22 protein-coding genes and 5 pseudogenes are annotated in these 25,462 nt (G+C 66.3%); 10 read left to right on the top strand and 17 right to left on the bottom strand.

All coding sequences use genetic code 11. From position 1 onward, the window contains the following. Nucleotides 1-16: 16 nt before the first annotated feature. The 4 genes from ACTTAG_RS12545 to hemC all read right to left on the bottom strand — a co-directional run bounded on the left by ACTTAG_RS12545 (nucleotide 17) and on the right by hemC (nucleotide 3,685). Nucleotides 17-604 carry a hypothetical protein gene (locus ACTTAG_RS12545; protein WP_444462638.1) on the bottom strand — a complete coding sequence of 196 codons (588 nt, stop codon included), beginning with the start codon at nucleotides 602-604 and terminating at the stop codon, nucleotides 17-19. Further along, entirely contained in the window at nucleotides 571-1,221 is a 651-nt protein-coding gene (locus ACTTAG_RS12550) for a hypothetical protein (protein ID WP_444462639.1), read from the bottom strand. The genes ACTTAG_RS12545 and ACTTAG_RS12550 overlap by 34 nt, the downstream gene beginning before the upstream one ends. Nucleotides 1,222-1,260: 39 nt before the next feature. Beyond that, complete coding sequence (locus ACTTAG_RS12555; protein ID WP_444462640.1) at nucleotides 1,261-2,637, bottom strand: FAD-binding oxidoreductase; 1,377 nt, start codon at nucleotides 2,635-2,637, stop codon at nucleotides 1,261-1,263. A gap of 103 nt (nucleotides 2,638-2,740) precedes the next feature. Continuing rightward, nucleotides 2,741-3,685: a hydroxymethylbilane synthase gene (hemC, locus tag ACTTAG_RS12560; protein WP_037091270.1), complete on the bottom strand. Its 945-nt coding sequence runs from the start codon at nucleotides 3,683-3,685 to the stop codon at nucleotides 2,741-2,743. 118 nt (nucleotides 3,686-3,803) lie between these two features. On the opposite strand from hemC, the gene hemE reads away from it, so the two are divergent. Then, the gene (hemE, locus tag ACTTAG_RS12565; RefSeq protein ID WP_444462641.1) at nucleotides 3,804-4,838 is read left to right on the top strand and encodes a uroporphyrinogen decarboxylase; all 1,035 of its coding nucleotides are present in this window, start codon (nucleotides 3,804-3,806) and stop codon (nucleotides 4,836-4,838) included. Nucleotides 4,839-4,909: 71 nt separating this feature from the next. Here hemE and ACTTAG_RS12570 read toward each other — a convergent pair whose 3' ends face one another. Further along, entirely contained in the window at nucleotides 4,910-6,877 is a 1,968-nt protein-coding gene (locus ACTTAG_RS12570; protein ID WP_444462642.1) for a DEAD/DEAH box helicase, read from the bottom strand. Nucleotides 6,878-7,069: 192 nt separating this feature from the next. Between ACTTAG_RS12570 and ACTTAG_RS12575 the strand changes: the two genes are divergently transcribed. Next, nucleotides 7,070-7,465 carry a hypothetical protein gene (locus ACTTAG_RS12575; protein WP_444462643.1) on the top strand — a complete coding sequence of 132 codons (396 nt, stop codon included), beginning with the start codon at nucleotides 7,070-7,072 and terminating at the stop codon, nucleotides 7,463-7,465. Nucleotides 7,466-7,486: 21 nt separating this feature from the next. Here ACTTAG_RS12575 and ACTTAG_RS12580 read toward each other — a convergent pair whose 3' ends face one another. Beyond that, nucleotides 7,487-8,551 carry a class I SAM-dependent methyltransferase gene (locus tag ACTTAG_RS12580; RefSeq protein ID WP_444462644.1) on the bottom strand — a complete coding sequence of 355 codons (1,065 nt, stop codon included), beginning with the start codon at nucleotides 8,549-8,551 and terminating at the stop codon, nucleotides 7,487-7,489. A 21-nt stretch (nucleotides 8,552-8,572) separates the two neighbouring features. Further along, nucleotides 8,573-8,926, bottom strand: coding sequence for an ATP-dependent Clp protease adapter ClpS (clpS, locus tag ACTTAG_RS12585; protein ID WP_444462645.1), 354 nt, complete (start codon nucleotides 8,924-8,926; stop codon nucleotides 8,573-8,575). Nucleotides 8,927-9,090: 164 nt separating this feature from the next. Here clpS and ACTTAG_RS12590 point away from each other — a divergent pair, with 164 nt between their 5' ends. Together ACTTAG_RS12590 and ACTTAG_RS12595 are read left to right on the top strand one after the other, a co-directional pair. Further along, entirely contained in the window at nucleotides 9,091-9,801 is a 711-nt protein-coding gene (locus ACTTAG_RS12590; protein WP_444462646.1) for an HAD family hydrolase, read from the top strand. A 256-nt stretch (nucleotides 9,802-10,057) separates the two neighbouring features. Further along, nucleotides 10,058-11,656, top strand: coding sequence for a serine hydrolase (locus ACTTAG_RS12595; RefSeq protein ID WP_444465250.1), 1,599 nt, complete (start codon nucleotides 10,058-10,060; stop codon nucleotides 11,654-11,656). A gap of 97 nt (nucleotides 11,657-11,753) precedes the next feature. Here the strand turns inward: ACTTAG_RS12595 and ccoS are convergent, their stop codons facing one another. The 8 genes and pseudogenes from ccoS to ccoN form a co-directional block, all read right to left on the bottom strand. Next, a complete protein-coding gene (gene ccoS, locus ACTTAG_RS12600; RefSeq protein WP_444462647.1) occupies nucleotides 11,754-11,912 on the bottom strand; it encodes a cbb3-type cytochrome oxidase assembly protein CcoS in 159 nt (52 codons plus the stop codon). 18 nt (nucleotides 11,913-11,930) lie between these two features. Beyond that, nucleotides 11,931-14,159: a cation-translocating P-type ATPase gene (locus ACTTAG_RS12605; protein ID WP_444462648.1), complete on the bottom strand. Its 2,229-nt coding sequence runs from the start codon at nucleotides 14,157-14,159 to the stop codon at nucleotides 11,931-11,933. Nucleotides 14,160-14,165: 6 nt separating this feature from the next. After that, a complete protein-coding gene (locus ACTTAG_RS12610) occupies nucleotides 14,166-14,621 on the bottom strand; it encodes a FixH family protein (protein ID WP_444462649.1) in 456 nt (151 codons plus the stop codon). Nucleotide 14,622: 1 nt separating this feature from the next. Then, nucleotides 14,623-16,081: pseudogene (gene ccoG / locus ACTTAG_RS12615) on the bottom strand (cytochrome c oxidase accessory protein CcoG). A gap of 278 nt (nucleotides 16,082-16,359) precedes the next feature. Beyond that, on the bottom strand, nucleotides 16,360-17,250 hold the full coding sequence (gene ccoP, locus ACTTAG_RS12620; RefSeq protein WP_444462650.1) for a cytochrome-c oxidase, cbb3-type subunit III: 891 nt from the start codon (nucleotides 17,248-17,250) through the stop codon (nucleotides 16,360-16,362). 45 nt (nucleotides 17,251-17,295) lie between these two features. Further along, nucleotides 17,296-17,472 carry a cbb3-type cytochrome oxidase subunit 3 gene (locus ACTTAG_RS12625; RefSeq protein ID WP_444462651.1) on the bottom strand — a complete coding sequence of 59 codons (177 nt, stop codon included), beginning with the start codon at nucleotides 17,470-17,472 and terminating at the stop codon, nucleotides 17,296-17,298. Between the two features lie 11 nt (nucleotides 17,473-17,483). Beyond that, the gene (ccoO, locus tag ACTTAG_RS12630; RefSeq protein WP_444462652.1) at nucleotides 17,484-18,212 is read right to left on the bottom strand and encodes a cytochrome-c oxidase, cbb3-type subunit II; all 729 of its coding nucleotides are present in this window, start codon (nucleotides 18,210-18,212) and stop codon (nucleotides 17,484-17,486) included. A 12-nt stretch (nucleotides 18,213-18,224) separates the two neighbouring features. Continuing rightward, nucleotides 18,225-19,822 (bottom strand): annotated as a pseudogene (gene ccoN, locus ACTTAG_RS12635) (cytochrome-c oxidase, cbb3-type subunit I). A gap of 243 nt (nucleotides 19,823-20,065) precedes the next feature. Here ccoN and ACTTAG_RS12640 point away from each other — a divergent pair. Further along, entirely contained in the window at nucleotides 20,066-20,905 is an 840-nt protein-coding gene (locus ACTTAG_RS12640) for a universal stress protein (RefSeq protein WP_444462653.1), read from the top strand. 80 nt (nucleotides 20,906-20,985) lie between these two features. Here ACTTAG_RS12640 and ACTTAG_RS12645 read toward each other — a convergent pair whose 3' ends face one another. After that, the gene (locus ACTTAG_RS12645) at nucleotides 20,986-21,369 is read right to left on the bottom strand and encodes a DUF2147 domain-containing protein (protein ID WP_444462654.1); all 384 of its coding nucleotides are present in this window, start codon (nucleotides 21,367-21,369) and stop codon (nucleotides 20,986-20,988) included. A 126-nt stretch (nucleotides 21,370-21,495) separates the two neighbouring features. Between ACTTAG_RS12645 and hisA the strand changes: the two genes are divergently transcribed. The 5 genes and pseudogenes from hisA (at nucleotide 21,496) to ACTTAG_RS12670 (ending at nucleotide 24,355) form a co-directional block, all read left to right on the top strand. Then, complete coding sequence (gene hisA, locus ACTTAG_RS12650) at nucleotides 21,496-22,215, top strand: 1-(5-phosphoribosyl)-5-[(5-phosphoribosylamino)methylideneamino]imidazole-4-carboxamide isomerase (RefSeq protein WP_444462655.1); 720 nt, start codon at nucleotides 21,496-21,498, stop codon at nucleotides 22,213-22,215. Nucleotides 22,216-22,384: 169 nt separating this feature from the next. Continuing rightward, nucleotides 22,385-23,145 (top strand): annotated as a pseudogene (hisF, locus tag ACTTAG_RS12655) (imidazole glycerol phosphate synthase subunit HisF). Next, the gene (locus ACTTAG_RS12660; protein ID WP_444462656.1) at nucleotides 23,142-23,675 is read left to right on the top strand and encodes a YcxB family protein; all 534 of its coding nucleotides are present in this window, start codon (nucleotides 23,142-23,144) and stop codon (nucleotides 23,673-23,675) included. The pseudogene hisF and the gene ACTTAG_RS12660 overlap by 4 nt, the downstream one beginning before the upstream one ends. Continuing rightward, nucleotides 23,672-23,982: pseudogene (locus ACTTAG_RS12665) on the top strand (phosphoribosyl-ATP diphosphatase). Before ACTTAG_RS12660 ends, ACTTAG_RS12665 begins: the two are co-directional and overlap by 4 nt. A 70-nt stretch (nucleotides 23,983-24,052) precedes the next feature. Further along, nucleotides 24,053-24,355 carry a DUF1330 domain-containing protein gene (locus ACTTAG_RS12670; RefSeq protein WP_444462657.1) on the top strand — a complete coding sequence of 101 codons (303 nt, stop codon included), beginning with the start codon at nucleotides 24,053-24,055 and terminating at the stop codon, nucleotides 24,353-24,355. Nucleotides 24,356-24,358: 3 nt separating this feature from the next. Here ACTTAG_RS12670 and aroC read toward each other — a convergent pair. Beyond that, nucleotides 24,359-25,458, bottom strand: a pseudogene (aroC, locus tag ACTTAG_RS12675) (chorismate synthase). Nucleotides 25,459-25,462 lie beyond the last annotated feature (4 nt).

The raw sequence follows: 25,462 nt of genomic DNA on the forward strand, positions 1-25,462 counted from the left end.
TTGGACCAAGAAAAAGTCAGCGGTTTCGGTCAAGCGCGATCAGCAGCGCGGCACCGATGAGGGACAGGGCCGCGCCGAGGAAAGCTGCAAGACCATAGCCGCCAAGGCTGGTGCCAAGGGCGAAGCAGGCGGCGGAAAAGGCGTCTCCGGCCAGTTTCTGCAGCGCCATCAGCGAGGCGCCCGCGCCGGGGCGCTCGGCCATCAGCTCCTGCAGATAGGCCATCGGCTGCGTCAGCACGATGGCGCCGCCGATCGCACCGGAAAGGGTCAGCGCCCAGACGGCCGGGGTCTCGGCCAGAAGCGGGATGCCCGCCAGATGGACGGCGTAGAGAAACGTGCCCAGCGCGATCAGCCAGGTCTGGCGGACCCGACCGACAAGGAAGGGCAGCGCCAGCATGAAGGGCACTTCGAGCCCGGCCATGATCCCCGCATAAAGCGCGGTGTCGGCGGCGCCGCGAAAGGGAATGGCGGCGAAAACCAGCCCGACGACGACCATGTAAAGCATCACCGCGCCGTTGATCGTGCCCAGCGCCAAAACCCGGATCAGCACCTGCGGATGGCCGATTTCGGTCAGCGCCTCGCGGAACGAGAGGCCGGAGGGCACGTCTTCCCAATGGGTTGCGCCGTCGCGCGGCCCAAAGCTTCGCGGTCAGCGCCAGCATGGCAAGCGCCAGCACAAGGCAGACCGGATAGACCGCGGTGAGCGGCGTCGCGCCCTGAAACACCACCGACCAGATCGGCAGCACGACGACCCAGGGCAGCGCGAAAAAGCGCGCGCAAGGTGGAAAGCACGGCGGGCCGGTCGGCCTCGGGCTGGGTGGTGGCGGCCAGACGGGCCAGCGCGAAGATCTGCCCGAAGATCGCGCTGGAGATCGGCAGCAAAAGCGCATGGGCCAGCACGAAGGCGGGGGTGGCGGGGGCAAGCGCCATCAGCGCCGTGCCCAGCGTCAGCGCCGTGACCGTCATCAGCGCGATGGCGCGGCGGTTGGCGCGTTGATCGGCCAGAATGCCGAAGCCGACCGAGGTGGCGACGGCGACGAGCGAGGCCGCGATCAGCAGCGCCGAAAAGGCATGATCCGAGAGGCCGAAGACCTTGACCGCAAGCGAGGACACATAGGGCGCGATCGTCGCGGCATGGGCGCCGAAGAGGACCAAGAGACAGGCGGCCAGCATCAGCGTGCGGTCGCGCAGGATCGGGCGAAAGGGGGCGGCAAGGGACATGGCGGCCTGATGCGCCCGGGCGCCGCGATTCTCAACCCCCTACGGCAGCACCTTGCCGGGGTTGAGGATGCCCTTGGGGTCCAGCGCCGCCTTGATCGCGGCCATCATCGCCAGCGCCACCGGGTCCTTGTGCGCCGCCATCGTCGCGCGTTTCGATATCCCCACCCCATGTTCGGCGGAAAAACTGCCGCCCAGAGTGACCGCCTCGGCGCTGACCCGGGCACGGATCGCCTGCGCCAGCGCGGGATCGGGGCGCGCGGGGTAAGCGGTGTAATGGATGTTGCCGTCGCCCAGATGCGCGATCACCAACTCCTCGGCGCCGGGATCGAGATCGGCCAGCGCAGGCGTCATCCGGGCGAGGAATGTCTCCAGCCGGTCCAGCGGCAGGGCGATGTCGCAATCGACAATGTCCGGCGTGGTGAAGGTGATCTCGGCCGCCGATTCGCGCATTTCCCACAGCTTGCGACGCTGCGCGGCGGATTGCGCGATCACCGCTTCGGTCACCTGCCCCGCCTCCAGCGCCGCGCCCAGCAGGGTCTCCAGCGCGGCACCGGGATCGGCGCCGGGCACGGTCGTCGCGGTCTCGATCAGCACATTGACCGGGCGAGGGGCATAGGGACAGGCGAGCGCCGGTTTCAGCCGGGCAAGCCGTGCCATGTAGCGATCCGGCATGAATTCGAACGCCTCGACCGCGCCGCCGGTGCCGGATTGCACGGTGTTGAGCAGCGCAAGCGCCTCGGACAGGCTGTCAAGCCCGACCAGCGCCGTTGCGTAAGCCGTGGGCGCGGGGACCAGTTTCAGCACCGCGGCGGTGATGATCCCCAAAGTCCCCTCGGCCCCGATCAGCAGATCGCGCAGATCGTAGCCGGTGTTGTCCTTGTGCAGGCCCGTCAGCCCATGCCAGATCCGGCCATCGGCCAGAACCACTTCAAGCCCCAGACACAGGGTCCGGGCCGAGCCGTAGCGCAGCACATTCGAGCCGCCCGCATTGGTCGACAGGAACCCGCCCACCATCGCCGAGCCCTTGGCGCCAAAGCTCAGCGGAAAGGCCAGCCCCTGCGCGGCGGCAAGATCCTGCAGGGTTTCGAGCACCACCCCGGCCTCGGCCACCACCGTCCGCGCGGCGGGGTTCAGATCGCGGATGCGGCTCATGCGGGCGAGCGACAGCATCAGCGCGCCGGGCGCATAGGTGCCGCCGTTCAGCCCGGTATTGCCGCCGACGGGCACGACAGGCGTTCCGGTCTGATGCGCCAGACGCAGGACCGCGGCCACCTCTTCGGTCGTGCCGGGGCGCAGGACGGCCAAAGGTTCCCAGGCATAATGCCCGGTCCATTCGCGGCCATAAGCCAAGGCTTCGGCCCCGCGCAGAACCTGCGCAGGGCCGAGAATTTCGCTCAGTTGCTCAAGAAGATCCATCGGATCGCCCGGGGCTCTGGCCGCGCCGTTGCGTATTTGCACCAAGAAAAAACATGCCGCTTTTTCTTGGCCTAAATACGCCCTTTGCGCGGCTGCGGCAGGCTCAGCGCCAGCAGAAGAAATCCGCGGGCGCCTTGGCGAGCAGCTGTTTCGCCAGTTCCGCCCCCAGCGCCACGCCATCGGCGGCCGGACCGCGGATCTCGCCGGTGATGGTTTCCGAGCCATCGGGACGCAGGATCTCGCCGCGCAGCCAGATCTGGTCGCCTTCCAGCACCGAAAGACCGCCGATCGGGGTTTCACACGAGCCGTCCAGCGTCAGCAGGAAGCTGCGCTCGCAGGCCAGACGCAGCCCCGAGGGCGCGTGATGGATCGCATCGAGCAGCATCTTGGCGCGGGTGTCGGCCTCGCGGCGTTCGATCCCGATGCAGCCCTGCGCCACGGCGGGCAGCATGTCTTCGGGCTCGATCGCGGATTTCGCGACCTCGGACATGCCCAGACGGTTCAGGCCGGCGAGCGCAAGGAAGGTGGCATCGGCCACGCCTTCGCCCAGTTTCTTCATCCGCGTCTGCACGTTGCCGCGGAATTCGACCATTTTCAGGTCGGGGCGGCGCGCGGCCAGCTGGGCCCGACGACGCAGCGAGGAGGTGCCCACCACCGCGCCCTCGGGCAGCTCGGCGAGCGAGTTGTATTTCATCGAGACAAAGGCGTCGCGGGTGTCTTCGCGCGGCAGGTAGCAGTCGAGGATCAGCCCCTCGGGCTGAAGCGTCGGCATGTCCTTCATCGAATGCACGGCGATGTCGATCGAACCCGCCAGCATCGCCTCTTCGATTTCCTTGGTGAAAAGGCCCTTGCCCCCCACCTCTTTCAAAGGCTTGTCGGCGGCGATCAGCGCCGCATTGTCGCCCGAGGTCTTGATCACGACGATCTCGAAGGCCTCTTCGGGCAGATCGAAGGCGGCCATGAGCCGCGAACGGGTCTCAAAGGCTTGCGCGAGCGCCAGAGGGCTGCCGCGGGTGCCGATCTTCAGCGGGGCGTTGGGCGAGGGCATCTGTTCCATGCGCTTGGCATAACCGCGTCAGATTGCCCGCGCAAGCTTTACAAGTGTCAACAACGCTTGACATTCAGCCGCAGGGGACGCTGAAAGGAAGCAAGTAAGGAGGCCCCCAATGACCGACAAGACGATCCTGCGCGCCCTGAAGGGCGAAGTTCTTCCCACGCCGCCGGTGTGGCTGATGCGGCAGGCGGGCCGTTATCTGCCCGAATACCGTGCCACCCGCGCGCAGGCGGGCGATTTCCTCTCGCTGTGCTACACGCCCGATCTGGCGGCGGAAGTGACGCTGCAGCCGATCCGCCGCTATGGTTTTGACGCCGCGATCCTGTTTGCCGACATCCTGCTGCTGCCGCAGGCGCTGGGGCTGGATCTGTGGTTTGAAACCGGGGAAGGCCCGCGGATGTCGACCGTGACGTCCATGGAGGGCGTCAAGGCCCTGAAGGGCAAGGACGACATCCACGAGAAGCTTGCCCCGGTCTATGAGACCTGCAAGATCCTCGCGCGTGAGCTGCCGAAGGAAACCACCTTCATCGGCTTTGCGGGCATGCCCTGGACCGTCGCCACCTACATGATCGCGGGCCGCGGCTCGAAGGATCAGGCGGCGGCGCACAAGTTCAAGGACACCGACCGGGCGGCCTTCTCGGCGCTGATCGATGCGGTGACCGTGGCGACGATCGAATACCTGTCGAAACAGGTCGAGGCGGGCTGCGAAGTGGTCAAGCTCTTCGACAGCTGGGCCGGCTCGCTCAAGGGTCAGGATTTCGAGGATTTCGCGGTCGAGCCCGCCCGCGTCATCACCGCCGAGATGAAGCGCCGCTTCCCCGGCCTGCCGGTCATCGCCTTCCCGCGCGAGGCGGGCCAGGGCTACATCGGCTTTGCCGAAAAGACCGGGGCGGATTGCGTCGCCATCGACAATTCGGTCTCGCCGGACTGGGCGGCCGAAAACGTGCAGAAGGGCAAGACCTGCGTGCAGGGCAACCTTGACCCGTCCTACATGGTGACCGGCGGGCAAGAGCTTGTCGACGCGACGAAAAAGGTCGTCGCCGCGTTCAAGAACGGGCCGCATATCTTCAACCTCGGCCATGGCATCACGCCGGAGGCGAACCCGGACAATGTCACCCTGCTGATGGAAACCATCCGCAAGGGCTGAGCGCGCAAGGGCGTATTTGGACCAGGAAAAAGGGGGCCGCGAGGCCCCCTTTGCATCTGTGGCGCGGCGGTTCAGAAGCTGCGCGGTTTTTTCGGACCGGGCTTGCCCGCGGGTTTCGCGCCGGGCTTGCCAAAGCTTTTCGCGCCATATTTCGGCGCCGGTTTGCCCTCTTTCGCGGCGGCGCCATGGCCGCCTTCGCGCGCCAAGGGGGCGGCTTTGCGGGGTTTCGGCGCGGCGGCGTCGCCCACGGGCTTGCGGGCGGGACGCTCGGCTTTCTCGAACCGCTCGGCGCCTTCTTCGCGCGGCGGGCCCTTGCGATGCGGCTTCGGCGCGGGCTTGTCGCCATAGCTGCCACGCGGCGCATAGGGTTTCTTCTCATAGGGTTTGCGGTCGCCGGTCTTCGTCCAGCGGTCGGGCTTCGGCGCCGGACGATCAAGCCCCTCGGGCATGCCCGGCAGATTTTCGACCGTGCATTTGCCCTCCATCACCCGGTCGGCGCCCAGACCCGCCTCGAACCGATCCGCCATCGATTCATGGATCTGCACGAAGGTCTCTTGCTGCATCACCCGGATCATCCCGATGTCGCGCCGGGTCAGATCGCCCGCGCGGCAGAGCATCGGCAAAAGCCATTTCGGGTCCACCCATTGGTCGTGGCCCATCGAGAGCCGATACCAGCGCGCGGCCCCGAATTCCTCGCGCGCGCGGGGTTTCGGCCCCTCGCCCACGCTGACCGGGATCACATCCTCGGGCGCGGTGCGGGCGGCGCGGAAATGGCGCAGCACGGCGGCGGCCAGCTGCTTCGGCTCATGCGTTTCCAAAAGCCGGGCGATGGCGTCGAATTCCTCGGCCGTCGCGGGCTCGACCAGCGCCGGTTCCGTCAAAAGACGTTCCTGATCGCGGGCCAGAATATCTTCGGGCGTCGGCGCCCCTTCCCAGGTCACCGAGACCTGCGCCTCGCGCAAAAGCCGTTCCGCCTTGGCGCGCACGTTCAGCGGCACGACAATGGCCGAGAGCCCCTTGCGCCCGGCCCGGCCGGTGCGGCCCGAGCGGTGCAACAGCCCCTCGCGGTTCATCGGCAGATCGGCGTGAATCACCAGCTCCAGCCCCGGCAGGTCGATGCCGCGCGCGGCCACATCGGTCGCGATGCAGACCCGCGCCCGGCCGTCGCGCATCATCTGCAGCGCGCGCGAGCGTTCGTCCTGCGTCAGCTCCCCCGACAGCGCCACGACCGAAAAGCCCCGGTTCAGAAGCTTGCCGGTCAGATGCGTCACCGCCGCCCGGGTCGAGCAGAAGACGATGGCGCGTTCGGCCTCGTGCAGGCGCAGCAGGTTGACGATGGCATTTTCACGGTCGGAGCGGTCCACCAGCACGCCGCGATAGTCGATATCGGCATGGCTCTCGCGCGACGACACCGTCGAAATCCGCTCCGCGTCACGCTGGAAGGTCTGCGCCAGCCGCTCGATCTCGCGCGGCACGGTCGCCGAAAACATCAGCGTCCGGCGCCCCTCGGGCGCGGATTCCAGAATGAATTCCAGATCTTCGCGAAAGCCCATGTCGAGCATCTCGTCGGCCTCGTCCAAGACGACCGCCGAGAGCGCCGACAGATCCAGCGCACCGCGGCGGATGTGATCGCAAATCCGCCCGGGCGTGCCCACAACGATATGCGCGCCGCGTTCCAGCGCCCGGCGCTCGGCCCGGGCATCCATGCCGCCGACGGCGCCGGTGATCACCGCCCCCGCCTTTTCGTAAAGCCAGCTCAGCTCGCGGCTGACCTGCACGGCCAGCTCGCGCGTCGGCGCGACAACCAGCGCGCGGGGCAGATCCGGATAGGGCGAAATCCCGGTCTCGCCCAGAAGTTCCGCCGAGATCGCCAGCCCGAAGGCCACCGTCTTGCCCGACCCCGTCTGCGCCGAGACCAGCAGGTCCCGTCCGGCCAGCTCGGGGCGCGTCACCGCGTCCTGAACGGGCGTCAGGGCATCATAGCCCCGCGCGGACAGAGCCTCGGCCAGCGCCGTGGGAAGATGGGGGAAGTCGGTCATATGGGGGGGCTTTCGCTACGATCAAAGCGCAGCCCATACGCCCAATCCCCAAAGGAAAGCCCCGTTCTGGCGTCACGGCAAATATCCCCTTTCACCTTGGGTCAAATATCCCGGGGCGGCGCAGCCGGGGCAGCGCCCTCCCGGTTGCCTTTCCGCGCGCCGGGCGCAAGTATGGCCCAAACGGAGGGTTCCATGCGCAAGCTGATCGTGTTCGGTGTTCTGTCTCTGGCCGCCTGCGGCACGCCGCAGGAGCAATGCATCAACCGCGAAACCCGCGAGATCCGTCATCTGCAGGGCATGCTGGAAGAGATCGAAGGCAATCTGGCGCGCGGCTATGCCTATGAGGATTATCAGGTGCCGATGACGCGCTGGGAACACTGCGGCACCGATGTGATCACCCGGCCGAACGGAACCGTGATCGAAAAGCAGCGCATGTGCCTTGAGGATTACACCGTCACCCGCGAAGTGGCGATCGACCCGGTCTCGGAACGGCGCAAGCGCGACGGGCTGCGGGCGAAGATCAAATCCCTGACCCCGGCCGCCAATGCCGCCATCCGCGCCTGCAAGGCAGCCTATCCCGAGGAATAGGCCCCCTTCCCTGCCCCGTTCTCAGCGCCGCCGCCGCACCACGCGGCGCGCGGCAGGCTCGGCCGCGGGCTTGGCCGGTTTCGTCGCATGCGCGATCGGACGCTCGGCCCGGATCACCCGAAAGGCGCCGTCGCGACCACCCGGCGGGGTGATTTCCTCGACCTCGTGGAAACAGTCGCGCAGCACGGCGTCATAGGGCAGATGCCGGTTCGCCACCATCCAAAGCGTCCCCGAGAGCGACAACAGCCCCGCCGCGGCGCGGATGAAGGCCACACCCAAAGCGGGATCGGCGGCGCGGCTGGTGTGAAAGGGTGGGTTCATCACCACGGCCAGCGGCCGGCTGTCCAGTTTCACCCGGGTCGCATCGGCCCAGTGAAACCGCGCCCGCGGATCGGCCAGGTTGCGTTGCGCGCAGTCCAGCGCGGCATGATCCGCCTCGATCAGATCGACGGCTTCCACCCCCTTGCGCGCCAGCACCTGCGCCGCAAGCCAGCCCCAGCCCGCGCCCAGATCGACAACGCGGGCGGGCAGCGTCTCGGGCAGGCAGGCGGCCAGCAGCGCCGAGCCGCGGTCGATGCCATCGGCCGAAAACACCCCGGGCAGCGTGGTGAAGCCGGGGGCGGGCTGCAGCGGCCGCGCCTCCCAGCCCGCCAGCGCGCCCGGCGTGGCGGCAAAGGAAAAGATCTTGCCATGCGCCTTGGCGATCGGGTCCGAGATCGGCACAAGGGCGCGCAGATCCTTGACGAGGGAATCGATGCCGTCGGTCTTCAGCCCGTCGACCCAGATCGGCCCGCCCGGCACGACGCGGGCGCAAGCCTCGGCCAGAAGCGCCCGCGCCTCGGCCTTGGCGCGCGGCACGAAGACGACGGCGGCGGCGAAACCGCCCTCCTCGGTCGCGGCGGCAACGGCGAAGCCGCGCCCGGCCAGCGCGTCATGATCGGGCCGGAAGCCCTGCACCAACTGCAGCCGGTCCTTTGGCAGATCGGAGAGATCCGTCTCGGCGGTCGGGCGATAGACGACGATCCGCCCCTCGGGCGGCAGGGCTTGCGGCGCCTCAAGCGCCAGCATCAGACGGGGATGGGACATCAGATCGGAGGGGTGCCCCCCTCACTCCTTTTCCATGGTGCATTGCAGCGGGTGCTGATGACGGCGGGAAAAATCCATCACCTGCGCCACCTTGGTCTCGGCCACCTCGAAGGAATAGACGCCGACGACGGCCAGCCCCTTCTTGTGCACGGTCAGCATGATTTCAAAGGCCTGCGCATGGTTCATGCCGAAGAACCGCTCAAGGATATGCACGACGAATTCCATCGGCGTGTAATCGTCGTTCAGCAGCATGACCTTGTACATCGGCGGCCGGGCGGTCTTGGGCGCGGTCTTGACGGCGATGCCGGCTTCGCCCTCGCCATCACCCTCGCCGTCTCCGGCGCGGGGGGCGCTGAGGTATAGGGGGTGAAGCACGGGCAATCCTCCGCAGTCTCGAATCGGTGTCAAACGTCCATGATCACAGGGAATCGTGAACATGAGGAGCAATATAGGAACATTGTGCGGCAAGAAAAGCCAGTGCGGCAGATCTTGCCAACCGCACGCCCCCGCGTCAGGTTGGCGCCGCAAGGAGAGCCGCGATGACGCTGACCACGATCGGCTTTGATGCCGATGACACGCTTTGGCACAACGAGCGGTTCTTCCGCCTGACCCAGGCGCGGTTTCACGACCTTCTGGCCGATCACGCCGAACCCGCGCAGCTGGAAGACCGGCTGCTGGCCGCCGAACGTCGCAACGTCGGCGCCTATGGCTTTGGCGTCAAGGGCTTCACGCTCTCGATGATCGAAACCGCGATCGAAGTGTCCGAGGGCCGCGTGCCCGCCGCGGTGATCGGCGAGATTCTGGCCGCCGGGCGCGAGATGCTGGCCCATCCGATCGAGATCCTGCCCCATGCCCGCGAGGCGGTCGAGGCGCTCTCGGGCCGCTACCGGCTGGTGCTGGTGACCAAGGGCGATCTGCTCGATCAGGAACGCAAGCTCGCGCAATCGGGGCTGGGCGATCTGTTCGATGCGGTCGAGATCGTTTCGGACAAGCGCGCCACCACCTATCGCGCGGTCTTCGCCCGCCATGGCAGCGGCGCGGATCAGGCGCTGATGGTGGGCAATTCGCTGAAATCCGACGTGCTGCCGATGCTCGAAGCGGGCGGCTGGGGGGTGCATGTGCCGCACGAAATGACCTGGGCGCTGGAACATGCAAGCCCACCCGGCGCCCATCCGCGCTTTGCCGAACTGCCCGATCTGGGCGGGCTGGCGGGGCTGATCGAGCGGATCGAGGGCGCAACCCGCAGCTGATCTGCGGCAAGTTGCCACAATCCTTTGCAGATCAACCGCAGCCAGCCACAACATCTTGACGCAACTCAGCCTCCCGTTGCACGAAGGACGCAGTCAAAGCCTTTGAATCTTGGCGGTTTTCACCGCCGGGAAGCCGTGCTAACTTGCGCCCAAGCCCCTGACGACAACGGGGCAAAAAGAGGCAGTAAGGGCAGTTATCGTGACCAGGCTGACGCACTGGGGCCGTTCGGGTCTTTTGGCACTACTCCTGACGCTCATGCCGGTGGCGCTTTGGGCGGCACCGTTTGCGGCCTATGTGATGGATGCGCGCACCGGCGAGGTTCTTTATGAAAAGAACGCCGATACGCGGCTGCACCCGGCTTCGCTGACCAAGATGATGACGCTTTACATCGCCTTTCAGGCGATCGAGTCGGGCGAGGCGAGCCTTGACACGATGGTGACGGTCACCGCCCATGCCGCCGGTCAGGCGCCCTCGCGTCTGGGTCTGCGCAAGGGGCAGAAGATCGCCCTGCGCTATCTGATCCGCGCCGCCGCGATCAAATCGGCCAATGACGCCGCCGCGGCGATCGGCGACCATCTGAGCGGCGACGAGGCGAAATTCGCCGCCCGGATGAACCGCACCGCCAAGGCGCTTGGCATGAAGAACACCACCTTCAAGAACGCCAACGGCCTGACGCGTGAGGGGCATCTGTCCACCGCCCATGACATGTCGCTGCTCGGCCGCCATCTGCTTTACGATTTCCCCCAATATTACAACCTGTTCTCGCGCCGGACCGCGGATGCCGGCATGGCGCATGTGGCCAATACCAACCGCCGTTTTCTGGACGCCTATGACGGCGCCGACGGCATCAAGACCGGCTATACCGTGCCCGCGGGCTTCAACCTGACCGCCTCGGCGCAGCGCGGCAACAAGCGCATCATCGCCACGATCTTCGGCGGCACCTCGCCCGCGGCGCGCAACTCGAAAATGGCCGAACTGCTGGATCTGGGCTTTGAACGCGCGCCCAACCGGGTCAATACGCAAAAACCCGAGCCGCCGATGCTGATGGCCAGTGCCGAAAGCGAGATTGCCGGGCCGCAGGTCGAGGCCGCGCAGGAGGCCGAAGAGGGCGACGATGAGGCGGTGAAACTGGCCGCCGCCGCCGCAGGTGCCGCCACCGTCGCCGCCCGGGCCGGGGCGCCCGACCAGCTGGCCGAGGCCGCGGGCCTCAAGCGCAGCCCGCGCCCGACGGCCCGCCCCGCGGCCGCCGCGGCGCCCGAGCCCGAACCGGTGCAGCTCGCCGCCGCCGACCCTGCCACACGCCCTGCCGAAAAACCCGCCGCAGAACCAGCCTCTGAGCCGGTGGCCGAGGCCGTCGCCGAGCTGGTGCAGGTCACCGCACCGCAACCGGAGACGCTGGCGATGATCGCCCCCGCCGACGAAACCGTCGAGTCGCAGGGCGACACCGATCCCTCGGGCCCGGTCTTCATCCAGACCGCCACCGCCCAGCCCGAGACGCTGGCGATGGGATCGGCGGCGCAGGTGCCGCGCAATGACACGGTGATTCTGGCCGCGCTGACGCCCCCCGCGCCGATGCCCGAGGGCAAGCGCGAGGTCGTCGCGCGGGCCTCTTCCTCGGGCGGGCGGAACTGGGGGATCAGCCTTGGCAAATATCCCTCGCAATACGCGGCGGAACAGGTGCTGCTGAAGACGGCGCTGATGGAAAGCACCGCGCTGGCGCAGGGGCTGCGCAAGGTCGCGACGCGAAAATCGGGCTATGACGCGCTCTTTGTGGGCCTCAGCCGCGGCGATGCCGATCTGGCCTGCGCCCGCCTTGCCGCCCGCGCGGTCGATTGTTCGGTGATCGGGCCGTAACCGCCCGCGACAAGAGCGTATTTGGACCAAGAAAAAGCCCGGATCCCTGCAAAGAGGTCCGGGCTTTTCTGGCGCAAATACGCCCCTTTCCGCGGTATCAGCTTTTCGGCCGGTCGTCGTATTTGCCCGAGAGGATGCGTTCGGCATCGCCCTTCGGGTCGTCATACTGCCGGTTGCGCAGCGACCACAGGAAGGCCACAAGGCCGAAACCGCCCAGAAACAGCGAGATCGGGATCAGATAGGTCAGGACCGACATCTTGGGCTCCGCTTCGGGCTATTTCAGCCGCATCGAGTTCAGCGACACAGTAATCGACGAGGTGGACATCGCCAAGGCCGCCGCAAGGGGCGTGGCAAGGCCCACCAGCGCGAGCGGCACGGCAACGATGTTATAGGCGGCGGAGATCACGAAATTCTCCTTGATCCGCCGCCGCGCCTGTCCGGCGATGCGCAGCGCATCGCCCACCGGCGCCAGATCGGCGCCCAGAAGCACGATATCCGAAGCCGTGCGCGCCGCATCCAGCGCCGAGGCGGGCGAGATCGAGACATGCGCCGCCGCCAGCGCCGCGGTGTCGTTCAGCCCGTCGCCCACCATCAGCACCCGCGCGCCCTGCCCCATCAGATCGGCGACCAGCGCGGCCTTTTGGGCGGGCAGCGCGCCCGAATGCCATTCGGTGATGCCAAGCTTGCCCGCCAGCGCCGCCACCGCGGTTTCGACATCGCCCGAGACCATCAGCACCCGCTTGCCCTGCGCGGTCAAAAGCGCCACCGCCTCCGCCGCGCCCGCGCGCAGCTGATCGGTGAAGCGGAAGGTGACCGGCGCGGCCTCGCCCAGCCGCAGATGGGTGGCGGTGCTGTCGCAGGGCGCGGCCCCCACCCAATCGGCCCGGCCCAGCCGCAGGGACAGGCGGCCCAGCCGCCCCTCGATGCCGAAGCCGGGCACTTCGCGAAGATCATCAAGCGCGACGGGGCGGATGTCGCGCGCCTCGGCCGCGGCCACCAGCGCCTTGGCCAAGGGATGCGAGGAAGCCGCCGCCAGCGCCGCGGCGACGGCCAGGGTTTCTTCCTCGATCGTCTCGAGCCCCTCCAGAACCGGCGTGCCCATGGTCAGCGTGCCGGTCTTGTCGAAGACCACCGTATCCACCTCGGCCAGACGTTCGAGCGCGGTGCCGTCCTTGATCAAAAGCCCCTTGCGGAAAAGCTTGCCCGACGCCGCGGTGATCACGGCAGGCACGGCCAGCCCCAAGGCGCAGGGGCAGGTGATGATCAGCACGGCGGCCGAGATATTGACGGCAAAGCGCAAATCGCCCCCCGTCGCCCACATCCAGTAGCCGAAAGCGGAAAACGACAGCGCATGGACGAGCGGCGAATAGGCCCGCGCGGCGCGTTCGGCCAAGGTCGTGTAGCGGGTCTTGGCGCTTTCGGCCATCGCCACCAGATCCGCCATCCGGTGCAGCGAGCTGTCCTTGCCCGCGGCGGTGACGCGCAGCGTCAAAGGCCCGGTCAGGTTCACCTCGCCCGCCGAGAGCATCGTGCCAGGGCCCACATAGACCGGCAGGGTTTCCCCGGTCAGCAGCGAGCGGTCGGTTTCCGAGGTCCCCGCCGTCACCGCGCCATCGGCGGGGATGCGGCCGCCCGGACGCACCCGGATCAGATCGCCCGGCTTCAGATCGGCCACCGGCACGACGGTTTCGACACCGTCGCGCAGAAGCGTCGCCCGGGGCACTTCAAGCGCCGCCAGTTCCTCGGCCGCGGAGCGCGCCACGGCGCGGGTGCGGTAATCCAGATAGCGCCCGACGAGCAGGAAAAAGGACAGCATCACCGCCGCGTCGAAATAGGCGTGATGGCCGTGGTTCATCGTCTCGAAGATCGAGATCCCCGAGGCGAGGATCAGCGCCAGCGAGATCGGCACATCCATGTTGACGCGGCCGTGTTTCAGCCCGCCCCAGGCGGAGGCGAAGAAGGGCTGGCCGACGAAGACCACGGTGGGCAGCGCGATGGCGGCGGAAATCCAGTGGAACATGTCGCGCGTCGCGGCCTCGGCCCCCGACCAGACCGCGATCGACAGAAGCATGATGTTCATCATCGCGAAACCGGCGACGCCGATGCGCATCAGAAGATCGCGTCCGCGCTTGTCGGTTTCGGTGGCCGAGAGCATGCCGGGGTCCAGCTCATAGGCCTCGTAGCCGATCTTGCCCAAAGCCTCGATCAGGCTGTCGGCGGTCACGCCCGCCTCGGCGTCGACCGAGACGCGCTTGAGCGTCAGGTTGACCCGGGCCGAGCGCACGCCCGGCTGCGCCTCCATCTCGCGTTCGACATCGGTGATACAGACCGCGCAATGGGCGGTGGGCAGCGACAGCATGATCCGCGCCCCCCTTATGTCGCCCGATTTTGCCAGGTCTTCCGCCGAAGGGGCGGCAAGGCAGGCCGGGCAGGCCGAGGCGGACAGGTGATCTTCGGGGGCCTGGGCGGCGGCGGCCACCGAGGCAAGAGGGGCAGCGGTCATCGGCACTCAGCCTTCGATGAAGAAATCGAGGCGCTGGCGGAACAGCGCCCCGTCCTGGGAGCGGGCTTCAAGATGGATCAGCCAGGCCCCCGGGGCAAGGCTGACCGGCGCCGAATAAAGGCCATTGGCAAAGATCAGCTCCGGGCGCTGATCCTGGGCCGCCATGGTGGTGCGGCCCAGAAGCACCGCCAATTCCGCGACCGGGGCGGGCTGGCCCTGCCGGTCGCGGATATCCAGCGTCAGCACGCCATTGGCGAAGGCGGGCTTCACCGTCCAGCCCAGCCTTTCCTGCTCGGCGCGGTCGGCATCGAAGGTCTGCGAGGCGACATAGGAATTGGCCACCTCGAGCCCCGGGAAGGTCTTCACCGCCTGCACCGCCATCGTCACGTTCACCGCGATGATCACGCCAAAGAAGGCCACGAACATCAGCAGCACCTTGCGTCCGGTCAGCGGTTTTGCCATCTCACTTGCCCTTTCCGTTGAAGACCGTATCGACCTTGTCCGATACCGGCTCGTCCTCGCCCACCTGTTCGACCCAGATCTGGATCTCGGTGCGCTTGCCCGTGGCCAGTTTCGAGCCCGGCGCCGCATCGAGATACAGACGCTGGTTGTAAAGCTGGTCAGCCGGAACGGTGATCGCATCGGCCTCGACCCCCTCCAGCGTCAGTTTCAGCGCCTGGGTTTCCTCGTAATCCTCGGTCGTGGCCGAGATGCGGAAGATTTCGTCAGAGCCGTGCTTGTTGCGGATTCGCAGCGTGTAGATGTTGCGGATCGTGCCATCCGATTGCGTCACGAACAGCGGATCACGGTTCGGCGTGACGTTGAAATCCAGCGGCGAGCGCAGGAACAGCCCCACCACAAGCGCGACGCCGAAGCCCGACCAGAGCGTGAAGTAAAGCAGCGTGCGCGGGCGCAGCGCGTGTTTCCAGATGCTGGTGACCTTGTTGCCGGCGCGTTCGTTCGCCTCGTCCTTCAGCGCCATGTAGCCCACCAGGCCGCGCGGCTTGCCGATCTTGTCCATCATCTCGTTGCAGGCGTCGATGCACAGCCCGCAGGTGATGCATTCAAGCTGCTGGCCGTTGCGAATGTCGATCCCCATCGGGCAGACGTTGAAGCAGGCCATGCAGTCGATGCAATCGCCCTGCCCCCTCGGCCAGTTTCTCGCCCTTGAGCAGCTTGCCCCGGGGCTCGCCGCGCCATTCGCGATAGGCGATGGTGATCGTGTCCTCGTCCATCATCGCGGCCTGAATGCGCGGCCAGGGGGCAGGCATAGATGCACATCTGTTCGCGCGCAAAGCCGCCAAAGGCAAAGGTCGTGGCGGTGGCGATGGCGATGGTGGTGTAAGCGATCGGCGAGGCGTCGCCGGTGAGAAGATCGGAAAGCAGCGTCGGCGCATCGGTGAAATAGAACACCCACGCCCCCCCGGTGGCCAGACCGATGAACAGCCAAAGCCCCCATTTGATCAGCCGCTTGCGGATCTTCTCGGCATTCCAGGCCTGACGGTGCAGGCGGATGCGGTTGTTGCGGTCGCCCTCGACCCAGCGTTCGACCAGAATGTAAAGGTCGGTCCAGACCGTCTGCGGGCAGGCATAGCCGCACCAGACCCGGCCCAGCGCCGAGGTGAAGAGAAAGAGGCCAAGACCCGCCATGATCAGAAGGCCCGCAACGAAATAGAATTCATGCGGCCAGATTTCGAGCCCGAAGAAGAAGAAGCGCCGGTTGGCAAGGTCGAGCAGCACCGCCTGATCGGGCAGCGCCGCGCCGCGGTCCCAGCGGATCCAGGGCGTGATGTAATAGATGCCCAGCATCAGCGCCATCAGCACCCATTTCAGGTTGCGGAACGTGCCGTTGATGCGCTTGGGAAAACAGGTTCGCGCGCAGCGTAAAGCGGCGCGTCGGCATTCGGTTCGGTTGAGCTCACGGGTGACTCCGTTGGCTGGGCTCGGTCCTGAACCGGTTGAGCAGGATCGGGCGCGGTTTGCAACTGCATCCAAAAGATATTTCGCGAATGCAGCTTTTTAGGCAGGCCTTCCCCCGAAACGGGGCCCGAAACGGGGGTGTCAGACACTATGTCCCCTTGAACGGCAAAGCCCGGGGGCAGATATGTGGAAACACACCGACGCCCCAGGAAACGCGCGAACAGGACGGGGCGTCGGTGCTACCCGGGGGGCAGGCTCCCCCCGGGATCAGGTTTCGCGCTTACTGACCACCGCCCAGGCTGTGGACATAAGACGCCACGGCGCGGATCTGGGCTTCGCTCAGACGCGCGGTGCCGGTGGAGGCATAGCTCCACGAAGGCATCACGCCGCCGCGACCGTATTGGATGGTCTGGGTGAGCGTGGCGACATCGCTGCCATAAAGCCAGATGTCGTCGGTCAGGTTCGGCGCGCCGGTCTCCACCATGCCCTTGGCGTCTTCGCCGTGGCAGACGGTGCAGTTGTCGACGAACACCTGCTGACCTGCGGCCGCCTTGGTCGCATCCGCGGGTTGCCCCGACAGGGTCAGCACATATTGCACCACCTCTTCGATCTGCGCCGGTTCGAGGATCTCATCGGTCAGATGCGCCGGCATGTTCGCCACCGGCAAGGTGTCCGGATCCTGCGGATCGCGGATGCCGTGCTTGATGTTGGTGTAGATCGTCTCGATAGACCCGCCATGCAGCCAGTCGGTGTCCAGAAGGCTGGGGAAGCCGGTGTTGCCGCCCGCCCCCGCACCGTGACACTGCGCGCACCAGGTGCGGAAGACCGCGGCGCCCGCATTGCGGGTATAGGTCACCAGCTCCGGATCGGCCGCGATCGCGGTCAGATCCGTCGCCACCAGCTTTTCTTCCACCGCCTTGTTCATCTCGGCGAATTTGGTGATGTCCTTTTCGACATCGGCCCGCGTCGATGCGCCCAGCAGCCCAGGCGTCGCCCCCGAAGCGAAGATCGGCCAGGCCGGCATCGCGATCGAATAGGCCACACCCCAGACGATGGTGGCGTAGAAGGTCCACAGCCACCAGCGCGGCAGCGGGGTATTCAGTTCCTCGATGCCGTCCCACTGGTGACCCGTGGTCTGCACCTCTTTCTTGGTCGTCGGTTTTTTGCTCATGTCCACGCCTCCTTACCGCGTGGCGCCGTCGTCGTGGCCAAGGTCTCAGCCCTGGCCGCGATCGGCGGGTTTGTCTTCATGCCGGAAAGGGATGTTGGCGATATCGTCGTGAACCCTGGACGAGCCGGGCCGGAACGACCAGACCACTGCCCCGATGAAGATGAGCAAAAGCGCAAGCGCTGCCCAGCTGTCGGCGAATTCACGCAAGATATGATAGTCCATCCCCAGCTCCTTTAGCGACTTGCCACGGGTTGGAAGGTCGAGAAGTCGACCATCGTGCCGAGCACCTGCAGATAGGCCACCAGCGCATCCATCTCGGTCAGCCCGGGCTGGCCGTCGAAGTTGCGGATGTTGACCTTTTCCCCATAGCCCGCCAGCAGCGTGGTGCTGTCGGCGTTCGGATCCGCCTGGGCCACGAAGTCGGCCTTGGCGGAGGCGATCATCTCCGAACTGTAGGGCACGCCCACGAAGGCCTCGGTGCCGACGCGATCCTCGATCCAGGTGCTGTCAAGCGGCACCTTGGCCAGATAGCTGTAGCTCGGCATCACCGATTCCGGCACGACCGACTGCGGGTTGATCAGGTGTTCGACATGCCACGCGTCCGAATAGCGGCCGCCGACGCGGGCAAGGTCGGGCCCCGTCCGCTTCGAGCCCCACTGGAACGGGCGGTCATACATCGATTCCGCCGCCAGCGAGTAGTGGCCGTAACGTTCGACCTCGTCGCGCATCGGACGGATCATCTGCGAGTGGCAGACATAGCAGCCCTCGCGGATGTAGATGTCGCGGCCGGTCAGTTCCAGCGGCGTGTAGGGACGCATGCCCTCCACCTTTTCGATCGTGTTCTCAAGGTAGAAGAGCGGTGCGATTTCCACGATGCCGCCGATGGTGACGACAAGGAACGAGAAGATCAGCAGCAGCGTCGCGTTCTTTTCCAGAACGTGGTGTTTGTCCAGAATTGCCATCTGCGTCTCTCCTTATTCCGCCGGAACCGCGACACTGCTCGGCGCCGTTTTCGGCTGCTTCGCAACGGTGGCCCAGAGGTTGTAGGCCATGATCAGACCGCCGGTCAGATACAGAACGCCCCCGGTCCCACGCACCACATACATCGGGAATTTCGCGGCCACGGTGTCGGCGAAAGCGTTCACAAGGAAGCCCTGCGCATCGACTTCACGCCACATCAGGCCTTCCATGATCCCCGTGACCCACATCGCCGAGGCATAGAGCACGATGCCGATCGTGGCGAGCCAGAAGTGCCAGGACACCAGCTTGAGCGAGTAAAGCCCCGAACGGCCCCAGAGTTTCGGCGTCAGGAAGTAGAGCATGCCGAAGGTGATCATGCCGTTCCAGCCCAGCGCGCCGGAATGGACGTGACCGATGGTCCAGTCGGTGTAGTGCGAGAGCGAGTTGACCGCCTTGATCGACATCATCGGCCCTTCAAAGGTCGACATGCCGTAAAGCCGATCGAGACCACCATCATCCGGATCACCGGATCGGTGCGCAGCTTGTCCCAGGCGCCCGAAAGCGTCATCAGGCCGTTGATCATGCCACCCCAGGACGGCATCCACAGGATCACCGACATCACCATGCCCAGCGTCGAAGCCCAGTCAGGCAGCGCGGTATAGTGCAGGTGGTGCGGACCGGCCCAGATGTAGAGGAAGATCAGCGCCCAGAAGTGCACGATCGAGAGCTTGTAGGAATAGACGGGACGCTCGGCCTGTTTCGGCACGAAGTAATACATCATGCCCAGGAAGCCCGCGGTCAGGAAGAAGCCCACGGCATTGTGGCCATACCACCATTGCGTCATCGCATCCTGCACGCCCGCGGTCAGCTGCACCGATTTCGTGCCGAAGATCGAGACCGGAAGCGCCAGGTTGTTGATCAGGTGCAGCATGGCGATGGTGACGATGAAGGACAGGTAGAACCAGTTCGCCACGTAGATATGGGGTTCCTTGCGCTTGAAGATCGTGCCGAGGAAGGCGATCAGATAGGCCACCCAGACGATCGTCACGAGGATGTCGAGATGCCAGTTCAGCTCGGCATATTCCTTGCCCTGCGAGCCGCCCAGAACATAGGAGGTCGCGGCGGTGACGATGATCAGCTGCCAGCCCCAGAACACGAACCAGCCCAGAGCGGTGCCGCCGAAGAGACGCGCGGCCGAGGTGCGCTGCACGACATAGAAGGCCGAGGCGATCAGGGCGTTGCCGCCGAAGGCGAAGATCACGGCCGAGGTGTGCAGCGGACGCAGGCGCCCGAAGTTGAACATGCCGTTGCCGAATTCGACGTTCAGTTGCGGAAAGGCGAGCTGGAAGGCGATGATGACGGCGACGAGAAAGCCGACAATGCCCCAGAACGTGGTTGCGATCACGCCGGCGCGGATCACGCCGTCGAAATACTCGTCTTTGGAGGGTTTCGGGTCCCCCATGGTGCGCAGCACCCAGATGAACGCGATCACGGCCGCCAGCGCGACCTCGACCATGTTCACCATATACGGCAAATCTCGCGCCTGACTGGCGGCGTAAGCGGCAATAGCCACCACGACGCCAAGCGCGATCAGCTTGACGTAATCCCACATGTTTTTGCGTCCCTTCGCGTTTTCAATCCCGTCCCGGTCGATCTGACCGGAGCAGGAAGTCTCTCTTGTTCTTTGTGACTGCAGGGTATGACACCCGCCTTGACCTTGATCAAACTCTTGACAAGAGGGTGCGGCGGTTCGTCGCACCGTGTCACGGTGTCCACTTGAAAGCTTGATCCGCGTCAAGGCGTAACTGTGTTGAATCCGTTAATTTAAGGACAGAATCGGCACGTGGAGGGTCTCATGGCCTATAAAACAGTTTTGACGATTGTGACGGATGTCTCACAGGCCCGGCTGCAGATCGAGTCGGCGGTTGCCGTCGCTCGTGCCGAGGATGCCCATCTGGAAGTGCTTTGCATGGGCGTCGATCGGACCCAGACCGGCTATTACTACGCGGGGGCCACGGCCTTCGTGCAGCAGGAGGTTCTGGACCGCGCCCAGGATGAGGCGCGCGAGCTGGAACGGGCGATGCGCGAGCGTCTGGCGGGCGAGGAAATCCGCTGGAGCACCGAGGCCGTGGTGGCGCAGATCGGCGCGATCGCGACCGTGGTGGGGCTGCGCGCCCGCTTTGCCGACCTGGTCGTGATGGGGCATCCCTATGGCAAGGGCCGCGGCCAGGAACTGGAAGCCGCGGTCGAGGCCGCGCTCTTCGAGGGGCAATCGCCGGTGATGATCATGCCCGATGCGCCGGTGCCCGCGCTTGCGCCCGGCCGCGTGGTGGTGGCCTGGAACCAGTCGAACGAGGCGATGAACGCGATCCGCAAGGCGCTGCCGCTGCTGAAGGCGGCGACGCTGGTGGATATCACGGTGATCGACCCGCCCGCGCATGGACCGGAACGGTCCGATCCGGGCGGACAGCTGAGCCAATGGTTGGCGCGGCATGGCGTGAAGGTCGAAGTGTCGGTTCTGGCCAAGACGCTGCCGCGGATCTCGGATGTGATCAACCGCCATGTCCGCGACACCTCGTCCGAGATGGTGGTGATGGGCGCCTATGGTCACTCGCGCTTCCGCGAGGCGATCCTGGGCGGCGCCACCCGCAACATGCTGGAAATGGCCGAGGTGCCGGTGCTTATGGCGCATTGAACGACAGAAACGACGAACGACCACTCATGTAACAGGAAGCGGCGCCCCTCGGGGCGCCGTTTCACCTTTGCAAGGCCGGATCAGTCGAGCTTGGTCCAGGATTGCGCCTTGCAGATCAGCCCGCCCGCGACGCAGCCCGAGAGCTTCATCGACGCGCCCGAAACCGCGGCCTTGCCGACATAGATCTTGTCATTGGCCGGCCGCCAGACCTTGCCCGCATAGGCGCCCGCGCCGGCGGGGACCATGTCGATCACGATCTTCTTGCCGACATTGGGCGAGGCATATTCGGCCCCCTCCTTGAAGGATTTCACGATCGTGCCGCAAAAGGCCGGACCGCAAGGCGCGATCTTCACATGCGCATAGGCGCCGTCGTCGGGCTGGGTCTGCCACAGCCCCTCGATCGGATCGGCCAGCGCGGCACCGGCCACAAGGCTCAGCACCGCCGCCATCAGGGTCGTCTTCATCTTTGTCTCCTCCCGGTTTCCCTGCGCGTCATTGCGACACAGCGCCCGATTCCCGGCAAGCCTGACGTGGCGTTGACCCGGCCTTGGCAAGCTGGCAAGAGGCGGGCAGCGACAAGGAGCCAGCCCATGATCCTCTATCCGGCAATCGACCTCAAGGACGGCAACTGCGTGCGGCTTTTGCACGGCGAAATGGACAAGGCCACGGTCTTCGGCACCGACCCGGCGGCGCAGGCGGCCAAGTTCGAGGCCGCGGGCTGCGCATGGGTTCACCTCGTGGACCTCAACGGCGCCTTCGCGGGCGAGCCGGTGAATGGCGCCGCGGTCGAGGCGATCCTGGCCCGCATCAAGGTTCCCGCGCAACTCGGCGGCGGCATCCGCGACATGGCCACGATCGAGCGCTGGCTCGAAAAGGGCCTTGCGCGGGTGATCCTCGGCACGGTGGCGGTGGAAAACCCGGCCCTCGTGCGCGAAGCAGCCAAGGCCTTCCCGGGGCAGGTCGCGGTGGGGATCGACGCCCGCAATGGCAAGGTCGCGACCAAGGGCTGGGCCACGGAAACAGACGTGCTGGTGACCGATCTGGCCAAAAGCTTCGAGGATGCGGGCGTGGCCGCGATCATCTACACCGACATCCTGCGCGACGGCGCGATGACCGGCCCGAATATCGAGGCGACCGAGGCCCTGGCCCGCGCCGTCACCATCCCGGTGATCGCCAGCGGAGGCGTCTCCTCGCTGCCCGATCTGCTCGCGCTGCGCGATACCGGCGTCATTGCCGGGGCGATCTCGGGCCGGGCGATCTATGACGGCGCGCTTGATCTGCAAGCGGCGCTTGCGGCGCTGAAGGCGTAAGGGGGGCGCTGCCCCCCGTCCCTGCGGGACTCCCCCCGGGATATTTGTGGCAAGATGAAAGGGCTTGGGTTTCATCTTGCCACAAATATCCCGGGGTGCGGGGCAGAGCCCCGCTCGACGCTTTCCAAGCCGCAAGACGCCCGCTAGAAAGGCGCCAAAGGAGTGCCCCATGCTCAAGACGCGCATCATTCCCTGCCTCGACGTGGCCGATGGCCGCGTGGTGAAAGGCGTGAACTTCGTCAATCTGATCGACGCGGGCGACCCGGTCGAGGCCGCCAAGGCCTATGACGCGGCAGGCGCCGACGAGCTGTGTTTCCTCGACATCCACGCCACGCATGAAAACCGCGGCACGATGTTCGATCTGGTGACCCGCACCGCCGAACAATGCTTCATGCCGCTGACCGTCGGCGGCGGCGTGCGCACGCATGAGGACGTCCGCGCGCTGCTTCTGGCGGGGCCGACAAGGTCAGCTTCAACTCCGCCGCCGTCGCCAATCCCGATGTGGTGGCCGAAGCCGCCGATCGCTTCGGCAGCCAGTGCATCGTTGTCGCCATCGATGCCAAGACCGTGGAACCGGGCCGCTGGGAGATCTTTACCCATGGCGGGCGCAAATCCACCGGCATCGACGCGGTCGCGTTCGCCCGGCACGTCGAGGCGAAGGGCGCAGGCGAGATCCTGCTCACCTCGATGGACCGTGACGGCACGAAAGCCGGGTTCAACCTGCCGCTCACCCGCGCCATCGCCGATGCGGTGAAAATCCCGGTGATCGCCAGCGGCGGCGTCGGCACGCTTGATCACCTTGTCGAAGGCGTGACCGAGGGCCACGCTTCCGCGGTGCTTGCCGCCTCGATCTTCCATTTCGGCACCTACACGATCGGCGAGGCCAAGGCCCATATGGCCGCCGCCGGCATCCCGATGAGGCTTGCATGACCGCACCCGCCACGGTCAGCTTTGATCTGGGCGGCTACGACATGCTGGCCGCCAGCAAGGCGATCACCCGGGCGCGGCTGCCGTTCTGGGTGCGGCAGTTTACACTGATCTTTTTGATCTACAGCCTGAGCGGTGTCGCCCTGCTCGCGGTCCTGCCATGGGGATCGCTTGCGCCGAGCCTTGCCGTCAGCGGGGTCTGGGGGGCGGGCTTCGTGCCCCTGATGATCGCGGGGCGACGCGCGCAGGCGATGATCCGCGCCGGGCGCGCCCATCGCAGCCTGAGGCAGGGACGCACCTCCGTCGAGATCACCGAGGCCGGGCTGAAAATCAGCACACTGCAGTCGGAGCAGCTCTTCTACTGGAGCGGCCTGCACGACATCGTCTCGCTCGACGACGGCCTTGCGATCTGCACCACGCCGCTCATGTTCTTTCCGGTGCCCGGCAGCGCCTTTGCCAGCCCCGCCGCCCAAACCGACTTCATCGACGCGCTGCGCGCCCGCATCGCCGCCGCCCAAGGAGCCACCTCATGACCGCGCTTGCCCGTCTGGCCGCCACCGTCGAAGCCCGCAAGGGCGCCGATCCCGACAGTTCCTGGACCGCGAAGCTTTTCGCCAAAGGCCGGAGAAATGCGCCGAGAAATTCGGCGAGGAAGCGGTCGAGGCAATCATCGCCGCCGTCAAGAACGACCGCGAAAATCTGGTCTATGAGGCCGCCGACGTGCTCTACCACCTTGTCGTGATGCTGGCCGCGCGCGACGTGACGGTGGAGGAGGTTCTGGCCGAGCTTGACCGCCGCGCGGGAGTCTCGGGCCTTGCGGAAAAGGCCGCGCGCGGCTGAAAGGTCGCGGGCGAAGGCGCTTGCAAAATCCCCCCCTGCCCCGCAGGCTGACCGAAAGCGGGAGGGGAAGATGAGCGAGACACCCAAGGGTTACTGGGTCGGGCACGTCAGCGTGGACGATCCGCAGGCCTATCAGGCCTACCGCACCGCCAATGCCGCCGCCTTTGCGAAATACGGGGCGCGCTTCCTTGTCCGCGGTGGCGCGATGGAGGTGGTGGAGGGCGATCTGCGCCCGCGCACCATCGTCATCGAATTCCCCAGCCTTGCCGCCGCCCGCGCCTGTTACCTGAGCCCGGAATACCAGCACGCGCTGGCGCTGCGCACGCCGGTGTCCGAAGCCGATCTCTGTATCGTCGAGGGCTGGATCGGCTGAACCTCAGCCGATCTTGCCCCGAACGCCGCCGGTCTGGGCGCGGTCCAGAAGCAGGTGATCGAGGATCACGCAGGCCATCATCGCTTCGGCCACCGGCACGGCGCGGATACCCACACAAGGATCGTGACGGCCCTTCGTCACCACCTCGACCGCTTCGCCCGCGGTGGTGATCGAGCGGCGCGGCGTCAGGATCGAGGAGGTCGGCTTGACCGACATCCGCACCACGATCGGCTGGCCGGTGGTGATGCCGCCCAGAATGCCCCCCGCGTGATTGCTCAGATATTCCGGCCCATTCGGCCCCATCACGATCTCGTCGGCATTGTCGGTGCCCAGAAGCGCCGCCGCCGCCATCCCCTCGCCGATCTCGACGCCCTTCACGGCGTTGATCGTCATCATCGCCGCCGCCAGATCGCTGTCCATCTTGGCATAGATCGGCGCGCCAAGGCCGGGGGGGCAGCCCGTCGCCACCACCTCGATCGCGGCACCGACCGAGTTCTGATCCTTGCGGATCGCGGCCAGATAGTCGGTCCACTCGGCCACCGCCGCAGCATCGGGCAGAAAGAACGGGTTGCGCAGGATTTCCGCCGCGTCGAACCGCGCCCGGTCCAGATGCTTTTCGCCCATCTGCACCATGTAACCGGTGATCGTCAGCCCGGGCACCAGCGCCTGCAGCACCGCCTGCGCGACACCGCCCGCCGCCACCCGCGCCGCGGTTTCCCGCGCCGAAGACCGCCCGCCGCCGCGCGGATCGCGCAGCCCGTATTTCTGGTGATAGGTGATGTCGGCATGGCCCGGGCGGAACTGCCGCGCGATCTCGCCGTAATCCTTGCTGCGCTGGTCGGTGTTCTCGATCATCAGCTGAATCGGCGTGCCGGTCGTGCGCCCTCATAGGTGCCGGAAAGGATCCGCACCCGGTCCGGTTCCTGCCGCTGCGTCGTCATCGCCGACTGGCCCGGGCGGCGGCGGTCCAGAAACACCTGGATGAATTCTTCGGAAATCGCGATGCCGGGCGGGCAGCCGTCGACCGTGGCGCCGAGCGCAGGCCCGTGGCTTTCGCCCCAGGTGGTGACGCGGAAGATGTGACCGAAGCTGTTGAACGACATGGGG

This window comes from Rhodobacter capsulatus, from assembly GCF_052363185.1.
Taxonomy (GTDB): Bacteria; Pseudomonadota; Alphaproteobacteria; order Rhodobacterales; family Rhodobacteraceae; genus Rhodobacter; species Rhodobacter capsulatus_E.